The sequence below is a fragment of the Streptomyces sp. NPDC002476 genome (genome assembly GCF_042889785.1).
Lineage (GTDB): Bacteria > Actinomycetota > Actinomycetes > Streptomycetales > Streptomycetaceae > Streptomyces.
This window is the reverse complement of the sequence record NZ_JBIARH010000004.1, coordinates 1-19,016: the sequence shown is the minus strand read 5'-3', so window position 1 is coordinate 19,016 and position 19,016 is coordinate 1. Positions and strand designations below refer to the sequence as shown.

At 70.1% G+C, this 19,016-nt stretch carries 15 protein-coding genes, 1 tRNA gene and 1 pseudogene; 5 read left to right on the top strand and 12 right to left on the bottom strand.

Going from position 1 to position 19,016, the window contains the following annotated elements:
• Positions 1-128: 128 nt before the first annotated feature.
• Positions 129-881, bottom strand: a complete 753-nt coding sequence (locus ACFYXM_RS05850; RefSeq protein WP_389287222.1) for a YcnI family protein — start codon at positions 879-881, stop codon at positions 129-131.
• A gap of 219 nt (positions 882-1,100) precedes the next feature.
• A complete protein-coding gene (locus ACFYXM_RS05845) occupies positions 1,101-1,901 on the bottom strand; it encodes a hypothetical protein (RefSeq protein WP_389287220.1) in 801 nt (266 codons plus the stop codon).
• A 372-nt stretch (positions 1,902-2,273) separates the two neighbouring features.
• Between ACFYXM_RS05845 and ACFYXM_RS05840 the strand changes: the two genes are divergently transcribed.
• Positions 2,274-2,903 (top strand): ATP-binding protein, encoded by a 630-nt coding sequence (locus tag ACFYXM_RS05840; protein WP_389287218.1) that lies wholly within the window; start codon positions 2,274-2,276, stop codon positions 2,901-2,903.
• 73 nt (positions 2,904-2,976) lie between these two features.
• On the opposite strand, the gene ACFYXM_RS05835 is transcribed toward ACFYXM_RS05840, so the two are convergent.
• Both ACFYXM_RS05835 and ACFYXM_RS05830 read right to left on the bottom strand, forming a co-directional pair.
• Positions 2,977-4,458: an aminopeptidase P family protein gene (locus ACFYXM_RS05835; protein WP_389287216.1), complete on the bottom strand. Its 1,482-nt coding sequence runs from the start codon at positions 4,456-4,458 to the stop codon at positions 2,977-2,979.
• A gap of 442 nt (positions 4,459-4,900) precedes the next feature.
• Positions 4,901-6,271 carry a PP2C family protein-serine/threonine phosphatase gene (locus tag ACFYXM_RS05830; RefSeq protein WP_389287214.1) on the bottom strand — a complete coding sequence of 457 codons (1,371 nt, stop codon included), beginning with the start codon at positions 6,269-6,271 and terminating at the stop codon, positions 4,901-4,903.
• Positions 6,272-6,897: 626 nt separating this feature from the next.
• Between ACFYXM_RS05830 and ACFYXM_RS05825 the strand changes: the two genes are divergently transcribed.
• Entirely contained in the window at positions 6,898-7,659 is a 762-nt protein-coding gene (locus ACFYXM_RS05825; RefSeq protein WP_389287212.1) for a bifunctional DNA primase/polymerase, read from the top strand.
• Between the two features lie 1,126 nt (positions 7,660-8,785).
• Here ACFYXM_RS05825 and ACFYXM_RS05820 read toward each other — a convergent pair.
• The 3 genes from ACFYXM_RS05820 to ACFYXM_RS05810 form a co-directional block, all read right to left on the bottom strand.
• Positions 8,786-9,751: a DUF5926 family protein gene (locus ACFYXM_RS05820; RefSeq protein WP_389287210.1), complete on the bottom strand. Its 966-nt coding sequence runs from the start codon at positions 9,749-9,751 to the stop codon at positions 8,786-8,788.
• Positions 9,752-10,018: 267 nt separating this feature from the next.
• On the bottom strand, positions 10,019-10,789 hold the full coding sequence (locus ACFYXM_RS05815) for an ATP-binding protein (protein WP_389287209.1): 771 nt from the start codon (positions 10,787-10,789) through the stop codon (positions 10,019-10,021).
• A 53-nt stretch (positions 10,790-10,842) separates the two neighbouring features.
• Positions 10,843-11,676, bottom strand: a complete 834-nt coding sequence (locus ACFYXM_RS05810) for a glycerophosphodiester phosphodiesterase (protein ID WP_389287207.1) — start codon at positions 11,674-11,676, stop codon at positions 10,843-10,845.
• Between the two features lie 254 nt (positions 11,677-11,930).
• Between ACFYXM_RS05810 and ACFYXM_RS05805 the strand changes: the two genes are divergently transcribed.
• Complete coding sequence (locus tag ACFYXM_RS05805) at positions 11,931-13,376, top strand: S1C family serine protease (protein WP_389287205.1); 1,446 nt, start codon at positions 11,931-11,933, stop codon at positions 13,374-13,376.
• Between the two features lie 50 nt (positions 13,377-13,426).
• A tRNA-Ser gene (locus ACFYXM_RS05800) sits at positions 13,427-13,511 on the top strand.
• Between the two features lie 185 nt (positions 13,512-13,696).
• Here the strand turns inward: ACFYXM_RS05800 and ACFYXM_RS05795 are convergent.
• Positions 13,697-14,452 carry a GntR family transcriptional regulator gene (locus ACFYXM_RS05795; RefSeq protein WP_389287203.1) on the bottom strand — a complete coding sequence of 252 codons (756 nt, stop codon included), beginning with the start codon at positions 14,450-14,452 and terminating at the stop codon, positions 13,697-13,699.
• A 78-nt stretch (positions 14,453-14,530) separates the two neighbouring features.
• Here ACFYXM_RS05795 and ACFYXM_RS05790 point away from each other — a divergent pair, with 78 nt between their 5' ends.
• On the top strand, positions 14,531-14,809 hold the full coding sequence (locus ACFYXM_RS05790) for a hypothetical protein (protein ID WP_389287698.1): 279 nt from the start codon (positions 14,531-14,533) through the stop codon (positions 14,807-14,809).
• Positions 14,810-15,196: 387 nt separating this feature from the next.
• On the opposite strand, the gene ACFYXM_RS05785 is transcribed toward ACFYXM_RS05790, so the two are convergent.
• The 4 genes and pseudogenes from ACFYXM_RS05785 to ACFYXM_RS05770 form a co-directional block, all read right to left on the bottom strand.
• Entirely contained in the window at positions 15,197-15,607 is a 411-nt protein-coding gene (locus ACFYXM_RS05785) for a peptidase inhibitor family I36 protein (RefSeq protein WP_389287201.1), read from the bottom strand.
• Positions 15,608-15,879: 272 nt separating this feature from the next.
• Positions 15,880-17,418, bottom strand: a complete 1,539-nt coding sequence (locus ACFYXM_RS05780) for a protein kinase (protein WP_389287199.1) — start codon at positions 17,416-17,418, stop codon at positions 15,880-15,882.
• Positions 17,415-18,167, bottom strand: a complete 753-nt coding sequence (locus ACFYXM_RS05775; RefSeq protein WP_389287197.1) for an FHA domain-containing protein — start codon at positions 18,165-18,167, stop codon at positions 17,415-17,417. Before ACFYXM_RS05775 ends, ACFYXM_RS05780 begins: the two co-directional genes overlap by 4 nt.
• A 160-nt stretch (positions 18,168-18,327) precedes the next feature.
• Positions 18,328-18,788 (bottom strand): annotated as a pseudogene (locus ACFYXM_RS05770) (transposase family protein); the annotation flags it as partial.
• Positions 18,789-19,016 lie beyond the last annotated feature (228 nt).

The following is a 19,016-nucleotide window of genomic DNA, read 5'->3' as shown; positions in this document are numbered from 1 at the left end:
GGCTCGGACGCCGCATCACCGCGGCACCCGGGCGGGCGCCCCGGCACCGTGGACCGGGGGCCGCATCGTGGGCCCCGGGCGTCGCGGCATCCGGAACCGTGGGAACCGGCACCGGACGGTTTGCCCGGTCAGGCGTTGCGTCGACGGCCCGCGAGGACACCGAAGGCCACCCCCGCGGCACCGACGACGATCCCGACGATGCCGAGGACGCGGGCCGTGGTGTCGCTGTTCGACGCGTCGGACGCCTCGGCGGAGGCCGTCGTGTGCTCGTCCGACTCGTGCGCGGACCCGGCACCGTTCTTGTCGTCGGCGCCCGCGCCGTGGCCGTCGCCGGCCGGTGCGGTCAGCTTGAGGACCGGTGCCGGACTCTCCGGCTCGGCGGCGCCGTCCTTCGGCTCCTCGATCCAGCGGACGACTTCCTTGTTGTCGTACGTCTGGACGGCCTTGAACACGAGCTGATCGGCGTCCTCGGGGAGCTGGCCGATGGACAGCGGGAACTGCTGGAAGTAGCCCGGGCGGATACCGGCCTCGTCCTTGTCGCCCTTGGCGGTCCAGGTGACCTTGGAGACGGCCTCGCCGATCTTCTTGCCGTGCATGTCGAGCGGCTTGGGCAGCTTGCTCTTGGTGACCTGGATGTCCCAGCCCGGCACGGCCTGCGGCGTGACCGAGGCCAGCGGGTGGTCGGTCGGGAAGCTGACTTCGAGCTTGACCGTCGAGGCGTTGTCGCGCTCGTTGGGGACCTTGATGTTGACCGACGCGTAGCCGCCCTTGGCGGCCTCGCCCAGCGGCTGTACGGACACGTGCGCGGAGGCGGTGCCCGCGAGAAGCAGGACGGTGGACGCGGCGATGCCGCCTGCCAGGGCGATGCGGGAAACATTCATGACGGGAATCACTCCACGGAAGCACAGAGGAAGGGTGGCCCGGTGCGCGGTCGCGCACCGGTGTTGCGACACCTCTTCCCATTTGCGGCGCGCATACGTCGGCAGTACGAACCGGGGGGCCGTGTGCCGGGTGTGCGTGCGTCGAGTGACCGGGGCGGCCCGGTGACCCAGGGGGGCGAGCGGGGCCGCGTGGCTGGGCGGCCGGCCGGGGGCGTCGCGTCAGGCTGCGAGGGCGTACGCGGGGGGCGGCCCGCGCCTGATCACCATGTGCTGCAACACGTCCCCGACGGCGGGGAGCGGAGTGTCGTCCTCGGTACGGGGGGTGCGCGGCCCGGACGTCGGGGAGCCCGGCAGTCCGGCGCGCAGGGCGGCCACGAGCGCGAGCGCCGCGCGCAGGGCGCGCAGCCGGGCCCCGGCCGCGACCTGCTGCGCGCCGTGTGCGGAGAGCCGGGCCAGCCCGGACAGCGCGATCTCGCCGCGCCGCAGCAGCCAGCCGGTCGCCACGGCGGCCAGCAGGTGGCCGAGCAGCATGGGAAGACCGGGCAGCAGCCCGACGAGCCCGTCCTGGTGGGAACCGAGCGCGGGCGCCAGGTGCTGGTGCCCGACGGTCACCGACGCCGGGTCGATGCCCGCGGTGGTGACGATGCGGCGGGCTTCGGCGGCGTTCAGCCGGTCCGGACCCGCGCCGCACACGATGTCCGCCGCGAGCCGGATCAGCGGGTCGTTCCCGGCCGAGGCGACCGGGTGCGCGGCGGGTGCGCCCACGCTGAAGAGGGAGTGCAGGGCGATCTGTCCGCCGGCCAGCGCGGCGGCGATGGTCGGCAGCGAGCGCTCGCGCCCGGCGAGCGGCGCGACCACCGCGAAGATCCCCAGGAAACCGGCGAGCAGCGTCCACCAGGGGACGGAGGCGCAGGATGCCAGGGCATGTCCTGCCGCGGACAGCGCGACGCAGACCGCGGTGAACACCGCGGTCCTCAGGAGCCGTACACCGGCCCCGGCGTGTGCGACAGAAATGGACATGACGGGCCCATCATCGCATCGCGCCCCGCGCCCGGGAACGGCAGGTCCCGGACATCACCGGCCGTCCGACGCGTGCGACGGAACCCGCCGTGCCCGGCTTCGAGCGACCGGCCGGAAGGGGGCCGGGCCATGGAACGACCCACCGTCCCGGGGCCCGTCGGCGGACCCCGCCGGGGGAACGCGCGGGCCGAGCCGCCGGCGCGCGGCGGCGGGACCAACGGCCGGTCCTCCGGGGCCGGTTCGGCATACACGGGTGCGTGGGGTGCTGGTATCCGCCGAATGAGCGGTCTCACATCCGGGATGCGCTTACGAACGGTTCGGCAGGGCAATACGTACCGGTGGTATGTCGAGCCGCAGCCAGGAGGCTGGAGCATGAGCATCTGGTGGTCCCTCCATCTGCGGCGCGAGGCTGCGAGCGTTCCGCTCGCCCGCCGCTTCCTGCTGGGCACGATGGAGACGGCGGGCGTGGATCCGGAGATCTCCTTCGACCTGTCGGTCGCGCTCACCGAGGCGTGTGCGAACGCCGTCGAGCACGGTGGCGACCACCGTCCCCGGGAAGACCGGCCTCCGTACGAGTGGTGGGAACGGGAACAGCACGCTCCGGGGGGAGAAGAGGGCGAACGCGGAGAGCGCGGAGAACGGCGGGAGGAACAGCGCGAGGAGCGGGACGCGCGCCGGGGCCCGTGGGATCCGAGGGACGAGCGGCCCGCAGAGGCTCCCGGTCAGTACCGGGTCACCGCGTATCTGGACGGCGAGAAGTGCCGTATCGAGGTCACCGACTCGGGACCCGGCTTCCCCTCCCGCCGCACGCCGCGGTCGTCGGGGCAGCAGTACGGGGGCCGGCCGTACCCCTCGCTCAGCGCCGAGGACGGCCGGGGGCTCTGTCTGATCGAGCAGCTCGCCGACCACGTCCACTTCGGCAACCGCCCCGGCCGCGGCGCCGTGGTGAGCTTCGACAAGGTCCTCAAATGGCGGGAGGGCGCCCTGCTCATGGTGTCCTGAGCGGGGCGGCCCTCCAGCACGCGGACGTCGGTCCTCGAAGCGGGACATCAGCCCTCGGCCCTTGGGGCGGGGCTCAGCCCTTGAGGCGGGCCATCCACGCCTCGACCTCGTCGGAACGGCGCGGCAGCTTGTCGGAGAGGTTCCGGTTGCCGTCCTCGGTGACGAGGATGTCGTCCTCGATGCGGACGCCGATGCCCCGGTACTCCTCGGGGACGGTCAGGTCGTCGGCCTGGAAGTACAGGCCGGGCTCGACCGTGAGGCACATGCCCGGCTCCAGCGTCCCGTTCACGTACGTCTCGGTGCGCGCGGCGGCGCAGTCGTGGACGTCCATGCCGAGCATGTGGCCGGTGCCGTGCAGGGTCCAGCGGCGCTGGAGGCCCAGCTCCAGCACCTTGTCCACGGTCAGGTCGCCCAGCAGGCCCCACTCGACGAGCTTCTCGGTGAGCACGCGCTGCGCGGCGTCGTGGAAGTCGCGGTACGCGGCCCCCGGCTTGACGGCCGCGATGCCCGCCTCCTGGGCCTCGTACACCGCGTCGTAGATCTTCCGCTGGAGCGGCGTGAACGTGCCGTTGATCGGGAGGGTGCGGGTCACATCGGCGGTGTAGAGATCGTTGGTCTCCACCCCGGCGTCGAGGAGCAGCAGCTCACCGGAGCGCACCGGACCGTCGTTGCGCACCCAGTGCAGGGTGGTCGCGTGGGGACCGGCCGCGCAGATCGAGCCGTAGCCGATGTCGTTGCCCTCGATGCGGGCGCGCAGGAAGAACGTTCCCTCGATGTAGCGCTCGCTGGTTGCCTCGGCCTTGTCGAGGACCTTCACGACGTCCTCGAAGCCGCGCGCGGTGGCGTCGCAGGCCCTCTGCAGCTCGGCGATCTCGAAGGCGTCCTTGACCAGCCGGGCCTCGGAGAGGTGGACGCGCAGTTCCTCGTCGCGCTCCGCGGTGACCTTGTCGGTCAGGGCGGCCTCGATGCCGGCGTCGTGGCCGCGTACGGCGCGGACCGGTCCGGTGGCCTCGGCGAGCACGGCCGTGAGTTCGCGGACGTCCTTCGCCGGGATGCCCAGCAGTTGCTCGGCCTCGGTGAGGGAGTGGCGGCGGCCGACCCACAGCTCGCCCTGGCCGTCGAGCCAGAACTCGCCGTTCTCGCGGTTGGAGCGCGGCAGCAGGTGGATGGTCGCCTCGTGGCCGTCCTCGGTCGGCTCCAGGACGAGGACACCGTCCTGCGTCTGGTCACCGGTGAGGTAGGCGTACTCGGTGGAGGCGCGGAAGGAGTACTCGGTGTCGTTGGAGCGGGTCTTCAGGTTGCCCGCGGGGATGACCAGTCGCTCACCCGGGAAGCGCGCGGAGAGCGCGGCGCGGCGGGCGGCGGTGTGCGCGGCCTGGGGGATCGGTTCGAGGCCGTGCAGCTCGGTGTCGGCCCAGCCGGACTTCATGTTCGCGGCGAGCTCGTCGGAGACGCCCGGGTACAGGCCGTTCTTCCGCTGCTTGAGCGTTTCCTCTGCTTCGTTCTCCGGGTTCTCCGGGTTCTCCGGGTTCTCCGGGGTGAGCTCCTCAGCCACGACTTGTCTCTCCTTGATACGACATTGGACCCCATTCATCGTACGGGTGTACGGATACGGGGTGCAGGGCCGGAGGGCCTGTTACACCGCCTGACCGGACCGTATACGTCCTGTGCGCGTCCGCCCAGCCGCATACGTGTCCCAAGTCGTGTACGTCCTGTATGTCCCCCATCGTGGCGTAGGAGTTCCGGACGCGTCCGGAACGGTGCGGCTCGTCCGGAACGCCGGGGTCCGTCCGGCTTACGGCCTGGGGAGCAAGAGGGAGTGGATCGGCGAGCGGCGTCGTGCGGATTCGAGTCCAGGGCGGACGAGGGAGGCGGATGGGCTCTCCCCTGCTCGAAAGCAGCTGAGAGCTCGGGGAAGGAGCGTCGGTGACCGACGACGACGCGGGAGGCGGAGTCGCAGGGCGTCGGGAGCCCGCTCCCTGTTGCTCCTCAGGTCGTCAGTCGAAGCGTGCGGCGAGGACCACCACATCCTCCGAGCCGCCGCCCTGGTCGAGTCCGTCCGGCAGCATGGTGCGCAGTACGTGGTCGGCGACGGCCGAGGCGTCGTCGCGCAGCGCCTTCGGCACACGGGCCGCTGCCGAGTGCAGCCGGGCGAACGCCCGGTCCGTGGATTCGCCGGTGCGGCGCAGCAGTCCGTCGGTGTAGAGGAGCACGGTCTCGCCCGGCGCCGGGGCGATCTCCACGCTGGGCGCCTCCCAGCAGGCGAGCATGCCCAGCGGTGCGGAGACCGAGGTCTCGACGAACTCGGTGTGCCCGTCGCCGATCAGGAGCGGCGGGGTGTGGCCCGCACCGGCCAGCAGGATCTTGCGGCAGGACGGTTCGCAGTAGGCGAAGAGGGCGGTCGCGGAGCGGGCGGGTTCGGTGAGCCGCAGCAGCAGTTCCAGGTCGGAGAGCACGGCGACCGGATCCTCGCCCTCCATGACGGCGTACGCCCGCAGTCCGGCGCGCAGCCGCCCCATGGCGGCCAAGGCACTCGGTCCGGAGCCGTCCACCGAGCCCACGGCGAGGCCGAGGGCGCCCTCCGGCAGCGCCAGCGCGTCGTACCAGTCGCCGCCGCCCTCCGGCGCCGCGCGGTGACGGGCCGCCAGCTGTACGCCGGTGACCCTGGGCAGGCGGGTGGGCAGCAGTTCCTCCGCGACGGTGGCGACATCGGCCCTGGCGCGTTCCAGCTCCAGCAGCCTGGCGAGGTGTTCACCGGCGTACCCGGCGTAGAGGGTGACGAGATGGCGCTGGCGTTCCAGCGGTTCGGCGGGTTCGTCGTACAGCCAGACGGCGGCGCCGAGCCTGCCGGTCGCCTCGGCGGCGATCGGCACGGCGTAGCTGGCGGCGTATCCGAGCCGGGCGGCCACCTCGCGGTGCCGGGGATCCAGGGTGATGTCGCCGAGCAGATCGGGGGTGGTCCGCGTTCCTTCGGCGTCGGGAAACCCTTCCAGGATCCGGCCGTAGGAGGTGGCGCTGCGCGGCACGGTCTCGATGTGCCCCAGTTCGGCGTGGGCGAGCCCCAGACCGACGGTGCTGACCGGGCCGCGGTGGTCGGACGGTTCGAAGACGACCAGACCGCGGCGGGCGCCGACCAGAGCGGCACCGGCGTCCAGGAGTTCGCGCAGGGCATCGTCGAGCGTGCTGGTCCTGGCCAGTCGTTCGGTGAGTTCGTGCAGCGTGGTGAGGTCGGAGACCCAGCCGGCCAGCCGGTCCTGGACGAACGCTCCGGGGGCGGCCGGTACTCCGGGGAGGGAACCGGCAGTGTGCGTTGAAACAGGAACCGTGGGATCGATTCCAGCCACTTTCGGCAGGTGCGGGGCGCTCATGACAGAAGGCTTTCCCACCGGTGCTTTTCTTGGAATAGCATCGCAAACCCCCATGTCATTCTGCGCCGCTATCAGTGCATCTACAGGTACACGTAGCATCCACATGTACACGCACAAGTAAGGCGATGTCCAGCATTGTCCCTACGGGTTTTGTGGTGTCCGGCCAACTGTTAAGTTGGCTGAAAAATGCACCTGGTGGCGGCTAATTGCGGTCGACTGAGGGTGCTCGACGGGGGTGTTCTCGGGGTGAAGTCCCGCGGGGAGCGTCATTTCGGGCATGCTGGGTACGTAATCGATGACGGCCAGGGGCAGTTCCGATCGCCCCGGGAACCCGGCAGCCGACCCGGACGTCCTCTCTTGTGACGGCCACGCCCCCACCCCCCGAGTGGCGGGGTTTGCACCATGGGACGACACGCGCGATGTACATGCGCTTCTCCTCGCCATGTTTGTGTCCGGCTCGTCTCACACCCCTTGCTCGACCTGGCTCAGCGCACGCTCGGTACGACGAACCACCCGTACGACACGTCGGACGGGCATGCACGCACGGCGAAGTGATGCACACGCGATGTGAGGCACGCGTGGTGTGATGTGGACCCCCGGCGTTCAACGGAAAGGAACGAGCGCTCATGCGCGAGATCCTCGGAAGGCGACGCAGGCTCCGGCGCAGGGCAAGGCCCGCCCAGCTCGACGCGGTCCTGATCTGTGCCACCGCGTGGCAGTGGCCCGTGCTCCCCGGAGTGGGGACGGCGGCGGGCGACGGACGCGGTGGCCGTGACGGCCGTGACCGTGGGTGTGCCTGCCCCGATCCCGAGTGCGCCGTACCCGGCGCGCACCCCTTCGATCCTGGTCTTCTGGCGGCGACCACCGACGAGCGCATGGTGCGCTGGTGGTGGACCAACCGGCCCACCGCGCCGATCGTGCTGGCCACCGGTGGCCGTGCCCCCTGCGCGCTGAGCCTGCCCGCCGTGGCCGCTGCGCGGGCGCTGGTCGAGCTGGACCGGATGGGTACCCGGCTCGGCCCCGTGGTGGCGACGCCGACCCGGTGGTCGCTGCTGGTCGCCCCGTACACCCTCGAGCGGCTCGGCGAGTTGCTGTACGTCCAGGACCGGGTGCCCAGTTCGCTGCGCTTCCACGGCGAGGGCGGCTATCTGGTCCTTCCGCCATCGGCGACTGGAACAGGACAGGTGCGCTGGGAACGGGCTCCTGCCCCTGGCTCTCTGCCGGGTACGAAAGGCCGCCGCTCCGGTCGCGAAGCCGGGACCGGGGGCAGGGCCGGAGACACGACCGGAGCCGCGGCGCCGTGGCTGCCGGATGTGGAGACGGTGCTCGACGCGCTGGTCGAGGCGAGTAACGGTGCCCCCGACGGAGGCAGTCGACTCGCGTACTGACGACTCGCGCGTTGACGACTCGTGTACTGACGGGTCGGCGGGGCGGCGGGGCGGCAGCATCCGGTGCTTCGCATGCCTCGGGACCCAGCGTGTTCGGGCCCTGGGCATCGGGCCTTCAGCGTGTGGGGCAGGGCCTCGGGGTCTCGGTGCTTCCGGGCCCGGTTCCGGCCTCGTGGTGTGCGGGCTCCGCGTGTGTCTGCCCTACGAGGGCCGGGGCCGGGGCGGGATGAGGCGGGCCTGGGTGCTCGGGAAAGGTCATCGGCAGTGGGCGGGCGTATTCCGTGATGCCGACGTGGAATCGTCTCCGGCATCTGAGTCGAATTGTTTGAAATTCGTGCGAAATCCGGGCGAAGTTCGCATGCCGCGATCTATCGCCTCATTGTTCGTCGTCGCTCTCTCCGTCGTCCCTGACTGTCGCCCGTCGCCTTCGTCCTCCCTCGGCGTCCTCATCGACCGTCGGTGTTCGCCCCGCGCGACTCCCGACGGTGATCTCCGGTTGATCGGTACGGGAATCCCCGGCCCCCGGGTCCCGATCATGTCCCATACCGGTTCCGTGCCAGCTCGTGCAAAGTCTGCCGCTGCAAAGTGCGGAGAGAGTCGGTTTCCTGACGGGTCTTCCGTGGCTATTTCGCGGAAATTCGAAGGCTTATTCGATTGACCTCGTAAGGGGCGCGTAAAAGGATCCGGGAAGGGGTCCGGGATCCTTCTCTGTCCGAGAGCGACCGACCCGGCGGAGGGTGCGGCGGGCCCGGGGCGCAGGAGCGGGGTCGCCCGGGGGCGGGAGGTCAAAACGGGCTCTGTCGTGGCGGGTTGGCGACGATGTGCGGCGGTGGGAAGCCCGGACCGGGTGTGGGCAGAGAGCTCGACGGGCAGGCGGCGAACGGCGCGGCCGTACTGATGGCGGGGCGTGCGCGGGCTCATGCGCCGGGCGCGCGCTGTGCGCCGTACCAGGAAATGAGGATGCCCGATCGCTGGCGACGGGGGATGCACCAGCGACCGGGCTTCTAGAACCGTAACAAGAGATCTGCCGTTCGCAAATTCGATCTCGCGTATTCGGACAGGGATTTACCTGCCGGTACGGGTGGTTGTGACGCGAGTCACCGAGCCCGCCCGGCGGTCGTCACTGTCAGCTGAGCGTCACTTGGCGGTTGGTGAGCCCGCCGCGGGCCCGGCGCTCCTCGGCGGTGAGCGGCGCGTCCGAGGAGAGCGCGTCGGCCAGCCGCTCCGCGAACTCCGCCGCAGGCTTCTCGCACTCCGCCGCGCCCATTGTGCTCGGCAGATCCCAGACCGGGACCATCAGTCCGTGCGCCCGGAAGGAACCGACCAACCGTGTCCCCTCGCCCAGCGAAGAGGAACCGGCGGCGTGCAGTCGGGCGAGCGCGTCGAGAAGCTGCTCCTCGGGGTGCGGCATGACCCAGCGCAGGTGGTTCTTCTCCGGGGTCTCGCACCAGTACGCGGCGTCCACGCCGGAGAGCCGCGCCGTGGGGATCGCCGCCTCGTTCGCGCGCTCCAGGGAGGCGGACACCTCCGGCGCTGCGTTCTCCGCGTCCGGAACCCAGAACTCGAAACCCGGGTGGACAGCGGGCTCGAACGCCGCGTCGGGGTCGAGCATGTCCTGAAGCCGCGGCCCGTCGGCCGGGGCGCGCCGCGCGGTCACGGGCGAGCCGGGCTCGGCGGCGAGCGCCTGCCGGAGCGTGTCCGCGAGGTCGCGGCTGAGGTCGCCCGACGGGGTGTCGTTCTGCAGCCCCAGCAGGACCGATCCGTCGTCGCGGCGGAGGGCCGGCCACGCCATCGGCAGGACGGTCGCGAGGGTCACGGAGGGCACGCCGTCGGGGAGCCCGCCCTTGAGCGTCAACTCGACCGTGGCGGCCGGCACCAGTTCGCGCAGCGCGACCCAGTCGCACTCACCGGCCAGGCCCTCGAAGGGGCGGTGGACCAGTTCGGCCACGGCCTGGGCAGCGGCGCGGCCGTGGCACGCCTTGTATCGTCGGCCCGAACTGCACGGGCAGGGCTCACGAGCCCCGACCACCGGGATCTCGCCGTCCTTGAGTTGCTGCTTCCCGGCCTTGGTCTGGGGGCGCTTCTTGGCCATGGTGGGCTTTCTCCCGGTTGCGACAGTGCGGTCTGGGCCGCGAGCCTAGCGGCCCGCGTCACGTCTGGGACACACGCGCCCGCGTACCCGCCCCGTGCACCTGGTCCGTGCCCCGTCCCACGTACCCGGTCCGGACCCGTGCGTCGAACCAGGGGCGCGGTCCGGGTGCGCCCGCGACACACGGCCGGGCCCGGGCCCGACGCCCGGTGCGCCTCGGCGCTGTCGGGCTCCGGCTCCGCCCGTGCGCCCGTACGTTGAGCGCGGACCTCAGCCGACGTCGTCGAGGGACCCCGCGAGCCCCAGCCGGTCCAGCGCGGCCGGACTCGGCATGCCCGTTGCGCGGCGGATGCCCGACACTCTCGATGACCCCGCGGTGCCCGGGGCTCCGGGCGTCCGCCCGTGCCCCTTGTTCCCGCGCCCTTCGGCACCGCACCCTTCGTTCCGGTTCGCTTTCGCGCGCCCGTTCGCATTCCCGTTCGGGTGCTCGTCGTCCCGGCGTCTCTCGTCGCGGTGCCCCTCGTGGACGAGGACCCAGACGGTGACCTCGCCCGAGGAGTCGTCACGTACGCCCCACTCCTCGGCGAGCGCGCTGATGATGTTGAGACCGCGACCGCCGCGCGCCGTCACCGACGGCGTGGCCGGAACCGGCCGGGTCGGGCCGCCGCCATCCGTCACCTCGACGGTCAGTCCTCCCGTTTCGTCCACGCGCCAGGCGGCGCGGATGTCGCCCTCGCCCACATTCGTGTGCCGGCCCAGCGGCCTGCCGTGCCGGCAGGCGTTGCTGAGCAGTTCGGACAGAATCAACACGGCATCGTCGACGACCGAATCCGGCATCCCGTGGCTGCGCAACTGCTCGCGCATCCGGTGCCGCGCCTGCCCCACGCCCGCAGGGCCATGGGGTACGGCCATGCTCGACGACGTGGGCACTTCCTGTGCCACCACCAACGCCACCCCCGAGACCTCCTTTGCCCCACGCCACGAAGTGGATGCCCCCCTGGGATGGACCGGAAACCGACCGTTCGCCCACCGGTGACGCACTCATGACGATCGAGTACGGTTCGAATGCGCCGTTGCACTCCGTGTAACGGATGTTAAAGGCGTCCCAGTTGTGACAGAACCTGTTTGGGGCGATTCGTGATGATTGCGTCCACGCCGAGGTTGACGCAGAGTTCGACGTCCTCCGGTTCGTCGACCGTCCAGACGTGGACGCGGTGGCCCGCACGGTGCAGGCGTTCGACGTAGCCGGGGTGACCCCGGACGATCCGCATCCCGGGCCCGGCGATCCGGGCCCCGGCGGGCAGTCGTCCGTCGCGCAGGCGTGGCGAGAAGAACTGCATCAGGTAGACGGTGGGCAGGGTGGGCGAGGCGGCCTGGACGCGATGCAGGGAGCGCGCCGAGAAGCTCATGATCCGTACCGGCGAGGGCCCGTCGGCCGGTGGGACGTCGAGCGCGAAACGCTTCAGCAGATGCAGCAGCCGCTCCTCGACCTGGCCCGCCCAGCGGGTGGGGTGCTTGGTCTCGATGGCGAGCTGTACCGGGCGTCCGGCCGCCCGTGTCTCGGTGACCAGTTCGAGCAGTCGTTCCAGGGTGAGCACCGAGGTGAGTTCTCCCGGCACCGGGTCCCAGTCCGGGGACTCCGAGTCTTCGCGGTCCTTCCAGGAGCCGAAGTCGAGGGCGGCGAGCGCGGACAGCTCCAGGGCGGAGACCGCGCCGCGGCCGTTGGACGTGCGATTCACCCGGCGGTCGTGCACGCACACGAGATGCCCGTCGGCGGTCAGCCGTACATCGCACTCCAGTGCATCGGCGCCGTCTTCGATCGCCTTCCGGTACGCGGCCAGGGTGTGCTCGGGGGCGTCGTCGGACGCACCCCGGTGGGCGATGACCTGGATGGAAGGGTGCGCGGAGGGCCGCCGTTCTTGCGTCACCGCGTCATCGTGTCACCGAGAGCGGGTGCTGTGTACAGCTTGCGTCCGAGGCGTCCGCGCGACGCGCGGCGCGCGCCGGGTGGTGCGTCGTACGGACCGCGAGCGCGCGTCCTTTTTGTCGGATGTAAGGATAGGTCTGAGGATGCACAGGTCCTGCTTACAGTGGCCTGACGGGTCTTGGGAAAGGCTGTCCCAGGACACGTACACAGCGGATCTCTTGCCGACAATCGTGTGGAATCGAGGAGTAAAGAGCTGTGAGCACAGAAAACGAGGGCAGCGAGGGCAGTGCGGGCGAGGCCGTTCCGCCGGTTCCGTCCGTACCTCCCGTGCCGCCGGCCGACGCTCCCCAGGGGCCTTCCGCTTCCACGCCTGCTCCTGGGCAGCCGCAGGCGCCGAAGGGCGAGGCCGCGACCACTTCCACGGGCCCCGTTCCGGCCTCGGCTCCTCCCGGCTTCCAGTCGGCCGCCGAGGCGAACTGGCCCCCGCCGCCCCCTCCCGCCGCGCCCACGTACGCGCACCACGGTGCCGACGGCGGGGCGCCGGTCTGGGGCGCCCCGGACCAGTTCCCCGACCAGAAGGGCCCGCGGAAGCGGGGGATGGGCAGGCTGGTGGCCGTGGTGGCGGCGGCTGCGCTGATCGCGGGCGGCATCGGCGGCGCCTTCGGCTACTGGGCGGCCGACCGGAACAGCGCGTCCAACGGTTCGACCACGGTCTCGGCCGACGCGCAGGGCTTCAAGCGCGACCCCGGCACGGTCGCGGGCGTGGCTGCCAAGGCACTGCCCAGCGTGGTCACCATCGACGCGCAGGGCGGTGACGGCGAGGGCGGTACGGGCACCGGCTTCGTGTACGACAAGCAAGGCCACATCCTCACCAACAACCACGTGGTGGCCTCCGCGGCGGACAGTGGCCAGCTCACCGTCACGTTCTCCAACGGCAAGAAGTACGACGCCGAGGTGGTCGGCCGGGCGCAGGGCTACGACGTCGCGGTGCTGAAGCTGAGGAACCCGCCGTCGGGGCTCGCCCCGCTGCCCCTCGGCAACTCGGACCATGTCGCGGTCGGCGATTCGACGATCGCGATCGGTGCCCCGTTCGGTCTGTCCAACACGGTGACCACGGGGATCATCAGCGCCAAGAACCGTCCGGTCGCCTCCGGGGACGGGGCCGGCAGCAACAACTCGTACATGAGCGCCCTGCAGACCGACGCGTCGATCAACCCGGGCAACTCCGGCGGCCCGCTGCTCGACGCGCGCGGCGCGGTCATCGGCATCAACTCGGCCATCCAGTCGACCGGCAGCGGCCTCGGCCAGACCCAGGCCGGTTCCATCGGTCTCGGCTTCGCGATTCCGATCAACCAGGCGACGAACGTCGCCCAGCAGCTGATCAAGACCGGTCAGCCCGTCTACCCGGTGATCGGTGCCACGGTCAGGATGGACGAGAGGTCCGGCGGCGCGGTCATCTCCGACCGGGGCGCGGGCGCCGACGCGGACGCCGTGGTGCAGGGCGGACCCGCGGACAAGGCCGGTCTCCGGGCGGGCGATGTGATCACGAAGTTCGGCGACACCGTGATCGACAGCGGCCCGAGCCTGATCGGCGAGATCTGGACGCACGAGCCCGGCGACCGTGTGACGCTGACCTATCAGCGCGACGGCAGGACGGCCACGACCGAAGTCACCCTGGGGGAGCGCAAGGGCGACAGCTGACCGGCTAGGCTGTCCTCGCGTCAACCCCGGTCCGTGAACCGGTGGCGCGGGGTGGGTTGCCCGAGCGGCCTAAGGGAACGGTCTTGAAAACCGTCGTGGCGCGAGTCACCGTGGGTTCAAATCCCACACCCACCGCACAGCTGAACGGCCCCTGACCAGGCAAGACGGTCGGGGGCCGTCGTGCTGCCCGGTGTCCGCCAGTCACCGTGTCTCCCCCTGGTTTCCCGCCCGATCGGGCACGGAAGGGGCACGCGAGGGGCACGAACTGACCCCGGTTCGAGGGGATCCACAGGGCGGCGGACGCCTGTCAGTTACCGCGGTTACCGGTTGATCGGGATCTCGTAGACGATCTCGCAGTGAGCGACGGGCACCACGATGTCTGCCGTCTCCACGGGCCGCCCCTGATCGCTGTAATACGTCCGGCGGATGTGCGTGACGAAGGCGGCCTTCTGGATGCCCAGAAGCGATGCTTCCTCGGCGGTCGCCTGCCGCGGCTCCGGCTGCTCCACGGCGTGGCTGACGGTGATGCCGATCGCGGCCATCCGGTTCACGACTCCGGCCCCGGCGTGCGGCCCTCCCTCGGGGAGAACGACGAGAGTGCCGGCGGTGAGGTCGTACGGCTCCCAACTCGTCGACAACTGCACCGGCCTGCCGTCGGCCAGGAACTCGTACGTCGTGCGGACGCACAGATCTCCCTCGGCGATACCCAGGCGGGCCGCAATCTCCGCAGGGGCGGGGACCTTGGCGTCGGTCAGACTCTCCCAATCCCCTTGCTTGCCCACGGCCTTCATGTCCGCACGAAACGGAGAGCCGTCGGGCTGCTCGCGTGCCGTTGAACGGACCACCCGCACCCGCTGCCGTGGCTCGGCGACGTAGGTTCCCGACCCGGCTCGGCCTTCCAACACGCCCTGGGAGATCAGCAGCTCCTGTGCCCGGCGGACCACGTTCTCGCCCACGCCGTACTCCTGGCCGATCTGGGCGCGGGAGGGGAGGCGATCGCCCGGTTCCCATACGTGCTCCGCGATCCGCTGCCGGAGTTCGTCGGCGATGCGGAGATAAGGCGGCTGCTCAGGCATATGGAAAATCTAGTCCACTAGCTCTAATCTAGTTAACTAGCTTCACTGAAAGTGATCGCCGGTGACGGAGGCTGCCCTGTGCCCGCTTCAGGAGTAAGCGCGGCGGCCATCGCCGCCCGGCTGTCGTCCGTCGGGCTCCCCGCGCGCCTGGAGGAGCACGCCGGATACACGTCGGTCGAAACGGAAGTGCCGGAATCGCTCTCCGCCGAGTCATGGCGGGAGGTCCTGGAAGTGGTGGCCGAAGCCGATCGGTTCGGGTTCCTGGCTACCAGCCTGAACGGCCGCACCCTTTGGGCGGTCGTACACAAAGCGGTCCCCTCGACGGGCGATGTCGGGGGACCGAGCCATCAGCGATAGGAGCTGAGTAGCGTGTTCAACCGTATCCGCCGTGCCGTCTCGCTCACCAGAGAGCGGTACTTCCCCAGGGGCAGGCACCGCCGTACGTGTTGGCCTGGGAGAAGCACGTACGGCAACGCTCGATGGTCCTGGCTCCCCACCTGTCGACTGAGGCCTGGTCGGCACCGTCTGACGGCCCGGTTCCGCGGGTACTGATCCCGGATACGACGAAGGGCCCACCACGCTCCTGGAATTCTCCGGGAGCGTGGTGGGGCTCAGCCAGTTAAGAAAGGGCTCCCCGCGGCGACCGAGTTCCCCCGCTGGTTCAACTCCTCCTACAGCGGCAACGGGATACCGCCGAACCCGCTCGTGACGACTTCACCGGCCGTGTTCCCGCGCGAGGTCAGGTCAGCTCGATGTCCACTTGATGGACTTGATGCTGATGCCGGTCGGGTGCTCATCGCTGGTCAGGCGGCCCTTGTTTCCGCGGACGAGGTGGTAGTCACCTCCGCCGTACGAGTACTTCGTGTACGCATGGACGTGGTTGACCCCGCCGGCCGCCGTGCCATTGTTGAACGACGACATGAACTTGCGGGTGTTGCAGGACGGAGTCGTCCACCGTTCGATCGAGATGTCCGTGTAACAGCGCTGGCCGGTCCCGGCTGTGCCGGTGTACAGACAGACATAGCCACTCGGGCAGGACCACGCCTTCTGCGCCGTGGTGGCAGTGTCCGCCTCGGCCGTACCAGGTGCCATCACAAGCGCGACACCAGCGGCCATGGTCGCGGCGGTGGTGAGCAGCGCGCGGAATGTCCTCATGCTGGGCTCCTTCTGTGATTCGGGTTGCGCCGTTCCCCTGCACCGGCGCACACCCACAACGATGCGGTGGCGCAGCGGGAAGCGGTACCTCGGACATGCGAGGTACCGCTTCCCGCTGGGGTTGGGTGAAGGGGAGGGCCCCAGACTGTGCGTGGTTCGTCTGCCCGATGGTGAGGCCGGTTCCCGAGAGCCCCTGTGCAGGTGCGGCTGCGGGGTGAGGTGCGACTCCGCCGCTTCTCAGGCCGCCGGACGGCAGCGTCCGGGCCGCTCGGTCAGCTGCCGCCCGGCGTGTACTGGTCGAGTCGGCGGTCGATCTTCGTGGCGTAGGCGCGTTCCTGCGGGCGGATACCGGCGGCCTCGTTCACGATGTCCACCGAGGTGCGGTAGGCGACAGCCACCGCTACCTTCCGGTTGCCTTGCACATCCTTTGCCAGGGTGCGGGAAATGTCGCACAGATAGCGGCCGACGGCCGGGATCGATGTCTTCGGCGGAAAGGGCGGCTTCAAGTCTTCCACCCTGGCCGGGCGCTGACGCTCGGGCAGCCAGTAGTAGAGGACTCGGGGTGTCCAGCGGGCTATGCCGTATTCGTCCTTGGTCGGATCGGCGAGGCCGGGGTCGAAGTCCGACTCGGTCTTCAGCAGCGCGGCAATCAGTGCCGGGGTGACGTCGCGGCTTTCGCAGGTGTGCGCGGCATCCACGATCAGGCCGCGGTACGCGACGGGGATGCCCTGATCTGTCCGCAGTTCACCAGCGCCGTACTGTGCGGGGTCCGGCGGCCGGTCACGCAGCACGTACGCGCCGCCACAGACCAACAGTGCCGCCGCGACGCCCGCGACCCACACCCGGCGTGACACCCTGCGTGGGCGGAGGCGAGGAAGGCGAGGGGACGGGCCGGTGCCCGCGGCAGCCTCCACCCGGCGCAACAGGGAAAGGGCGTCGTGTGCCGCGCGTTCCTCGTGGCTGCGGGCGAGGCAGTCGGTGACGATCGGTCGCCAGGCTTCGGGTAGTCCGGCGGAGAGCCGCAGTTCCTCTCTGCCGCGTGCATAGCGCAGCAGGCTGTCCCTGCGGGCGGTGGGGGTGCCACCGGGCAGCGGCAGAGCCCCGGTCAGCAGGAGGTGGGCAAGGATGCCGAAAGCCCAGATGTCGGCGGTGGGACGGATCTGCCGGCCCTGTTCGGTGATATCGGACCAGAGCAGTTCCGGCGGGGTGTAGTCGGGGGTCGCAAAGACCGGAGCGTAGGCGTGGGTCCCGTCCATCTCGGAGGCGAGGTTGAAGTCGCCCAGCCGGACGGAGTCGTCCGCCATCAGCAGGACGTTGGCCGGCTTCAGATCGCCGTGGACCCAGCCCGCCCGGTGAATCTGGGCAAGCCCCTCACAGATCTGGGCGAGCAGGCTCGGGGCGGCAGGCAGCGGTCCGGGGGCGGAGCGGCTGAGCAGGTCCTCGACGGAGCCCGCAGCACGTTCGAGTACGAGGACTGTGGCACCGTCCAGCCCTGGGTGCTCGGGGTCGTCGATTGTCTGTGCCTCGAACATCCTAACGAGGCGCGGGTGTTGAAGCTTGCGGTGGATCTCCAGCTCTCGATGGGCCAGCTCCTGGAGATGTCTCAGCTGGCGCGGGGTCCGGGTACCGGTGGGCAGGATCTTCAGCGCTGCATCGACAGGGAACCCGTCGGCGGAGCCGGAGCTAGTGGCGATTGCCCGCGCGGCGTAGACACTGCTGAACGCTCCGGAGGCGAGGGGTTCGCGGACTTCCCAGCGGCCAATGAGGTAGCCGACCGGGACCTGGACGGTGGGCTCTTCCCCGGCCGTCACGTCGTCGCCTTTTCGAGCACGCCCAGGTGTTCCTGGCTCACCAGGTCGAAACGCAGAGCGAGGGCGACCAGGGTCTCCTTCTTCCCGTTGAGGCGGGGACCGCCCGAAGCGGCGTCAGGAGGCTGCTTGAGACGGAGCTTGACTGCGAGATAGTCGATGTTCCACTGGACCGAGGCACGTCCCGCGGCCGGCCAGACGGGACGCAGTCGTTCGATCACCTGGTCGACGGTCGGCAGTGGCGCGTGAGGTTCGCCGCGCAGCCGCGGCTCGCACAGGGCGGCGAGCACTTGGAAATAGCGCTTGGAGCGGTCCAGTGGGAAGGCCAGAGTGGTGGCCTCGCCTCCGGACCGGTCGCCGACGGTCCGGTCGGCGTAGTCGTGGCGTGGCGCCCAGACGTCGAAGCTGAGGAGCTCCCCGCCGGCGGGGAGCACCACGCGGGAGAACTCGAACGGAATCGGTGCCTCGACCCGCCCTGGCGCGAGCTTGATGTGCTCGCCGGCCCCCTCCGGATTCTCCACGACATATGTCTGCCGTGTGCTGTGGTTGCTGAGCGTCCAGTACGCCCCCAAGGCCGTGATCTCGCCCGCGGTGCGGGAGACCCCGCAGTGCGCGATGGCGAGGTGGCGGCGGGGCGCGGCTGCGTCCGGAGTGGCTGGAGTCCTGCCGAACGCAAGGGTCTCGCCGGGTTCGAGACGGATCTGACCGGCGGGTCCGGCACCGTTCTCGGGTACCACGATGATGCTGAACATGTGCCATTCCTTCCCCCGAGGAAACCAAGGGAATAGTAGCGGCGGAGAATGATCAAAATGAGTCGGTAGCGGGGTACCGGTATCAAAAGGCACGGAGAATGGCCAGAAGTGACAAAGACCCGTTCAATTGCTTCGTCTCATAAGGGTCAATGAGCCCCTTTCATCCTGTGTAGTCGCAGGTCAGTAGCGTGTGGACGGCCTGGACGATGGTGCCGATACGGCGGGTGGAGCATCTCGCACGCCGGAGCAGTCGCCAGGACTTCAACTGTGCGAAGGCTCGTTCACCCGGAGCCCTCAGCCGGGCATGGTCCCGGTTGAACTCCTGGTAGTGCTCGGGCTGTTCGCGGTGGCAGTGGTACGGGGTGCGGACGGTGGCGCCGACGCCCTGGCAGGCGCGGTCGGCGAGGACGAGGATCTGCCGAGTGAGGCAGGCTTGGACAATGTCGTGGGCGCGGGCTGCGGTCAGATCGTGCACAGCTCCGGGTAGCGCGTCCGAGGCCCAGATCAGACGGCCGGCTGGATCCGCAAGGACCTGCGCGTTTTCCTGTGGTGCTTCTTCTTCTCCGAGTAGTACGGATGGTCAACAGCGATGCGGTCGATCGGCAGCACGGTGCCGTCGAGGGGCCCCACTGGCGGAACAGGTGCCCAAGTGCAAGGCGGCGCGATTCCGACGGCGCTCCTGATCGGGTGGTCGATCTTTGACAACAAGCCGCGGCTGACGGGTGCCCAGCTCCGACTTGGGGATGACGAAGTAAAGATTCGGAGAAACCGATGGGCGGTACGCCGAAGAGGGCGCGCCCTGCGTATGACGCACCACGGGATCGAATACCGGTGCACAGCGGTCAGCCG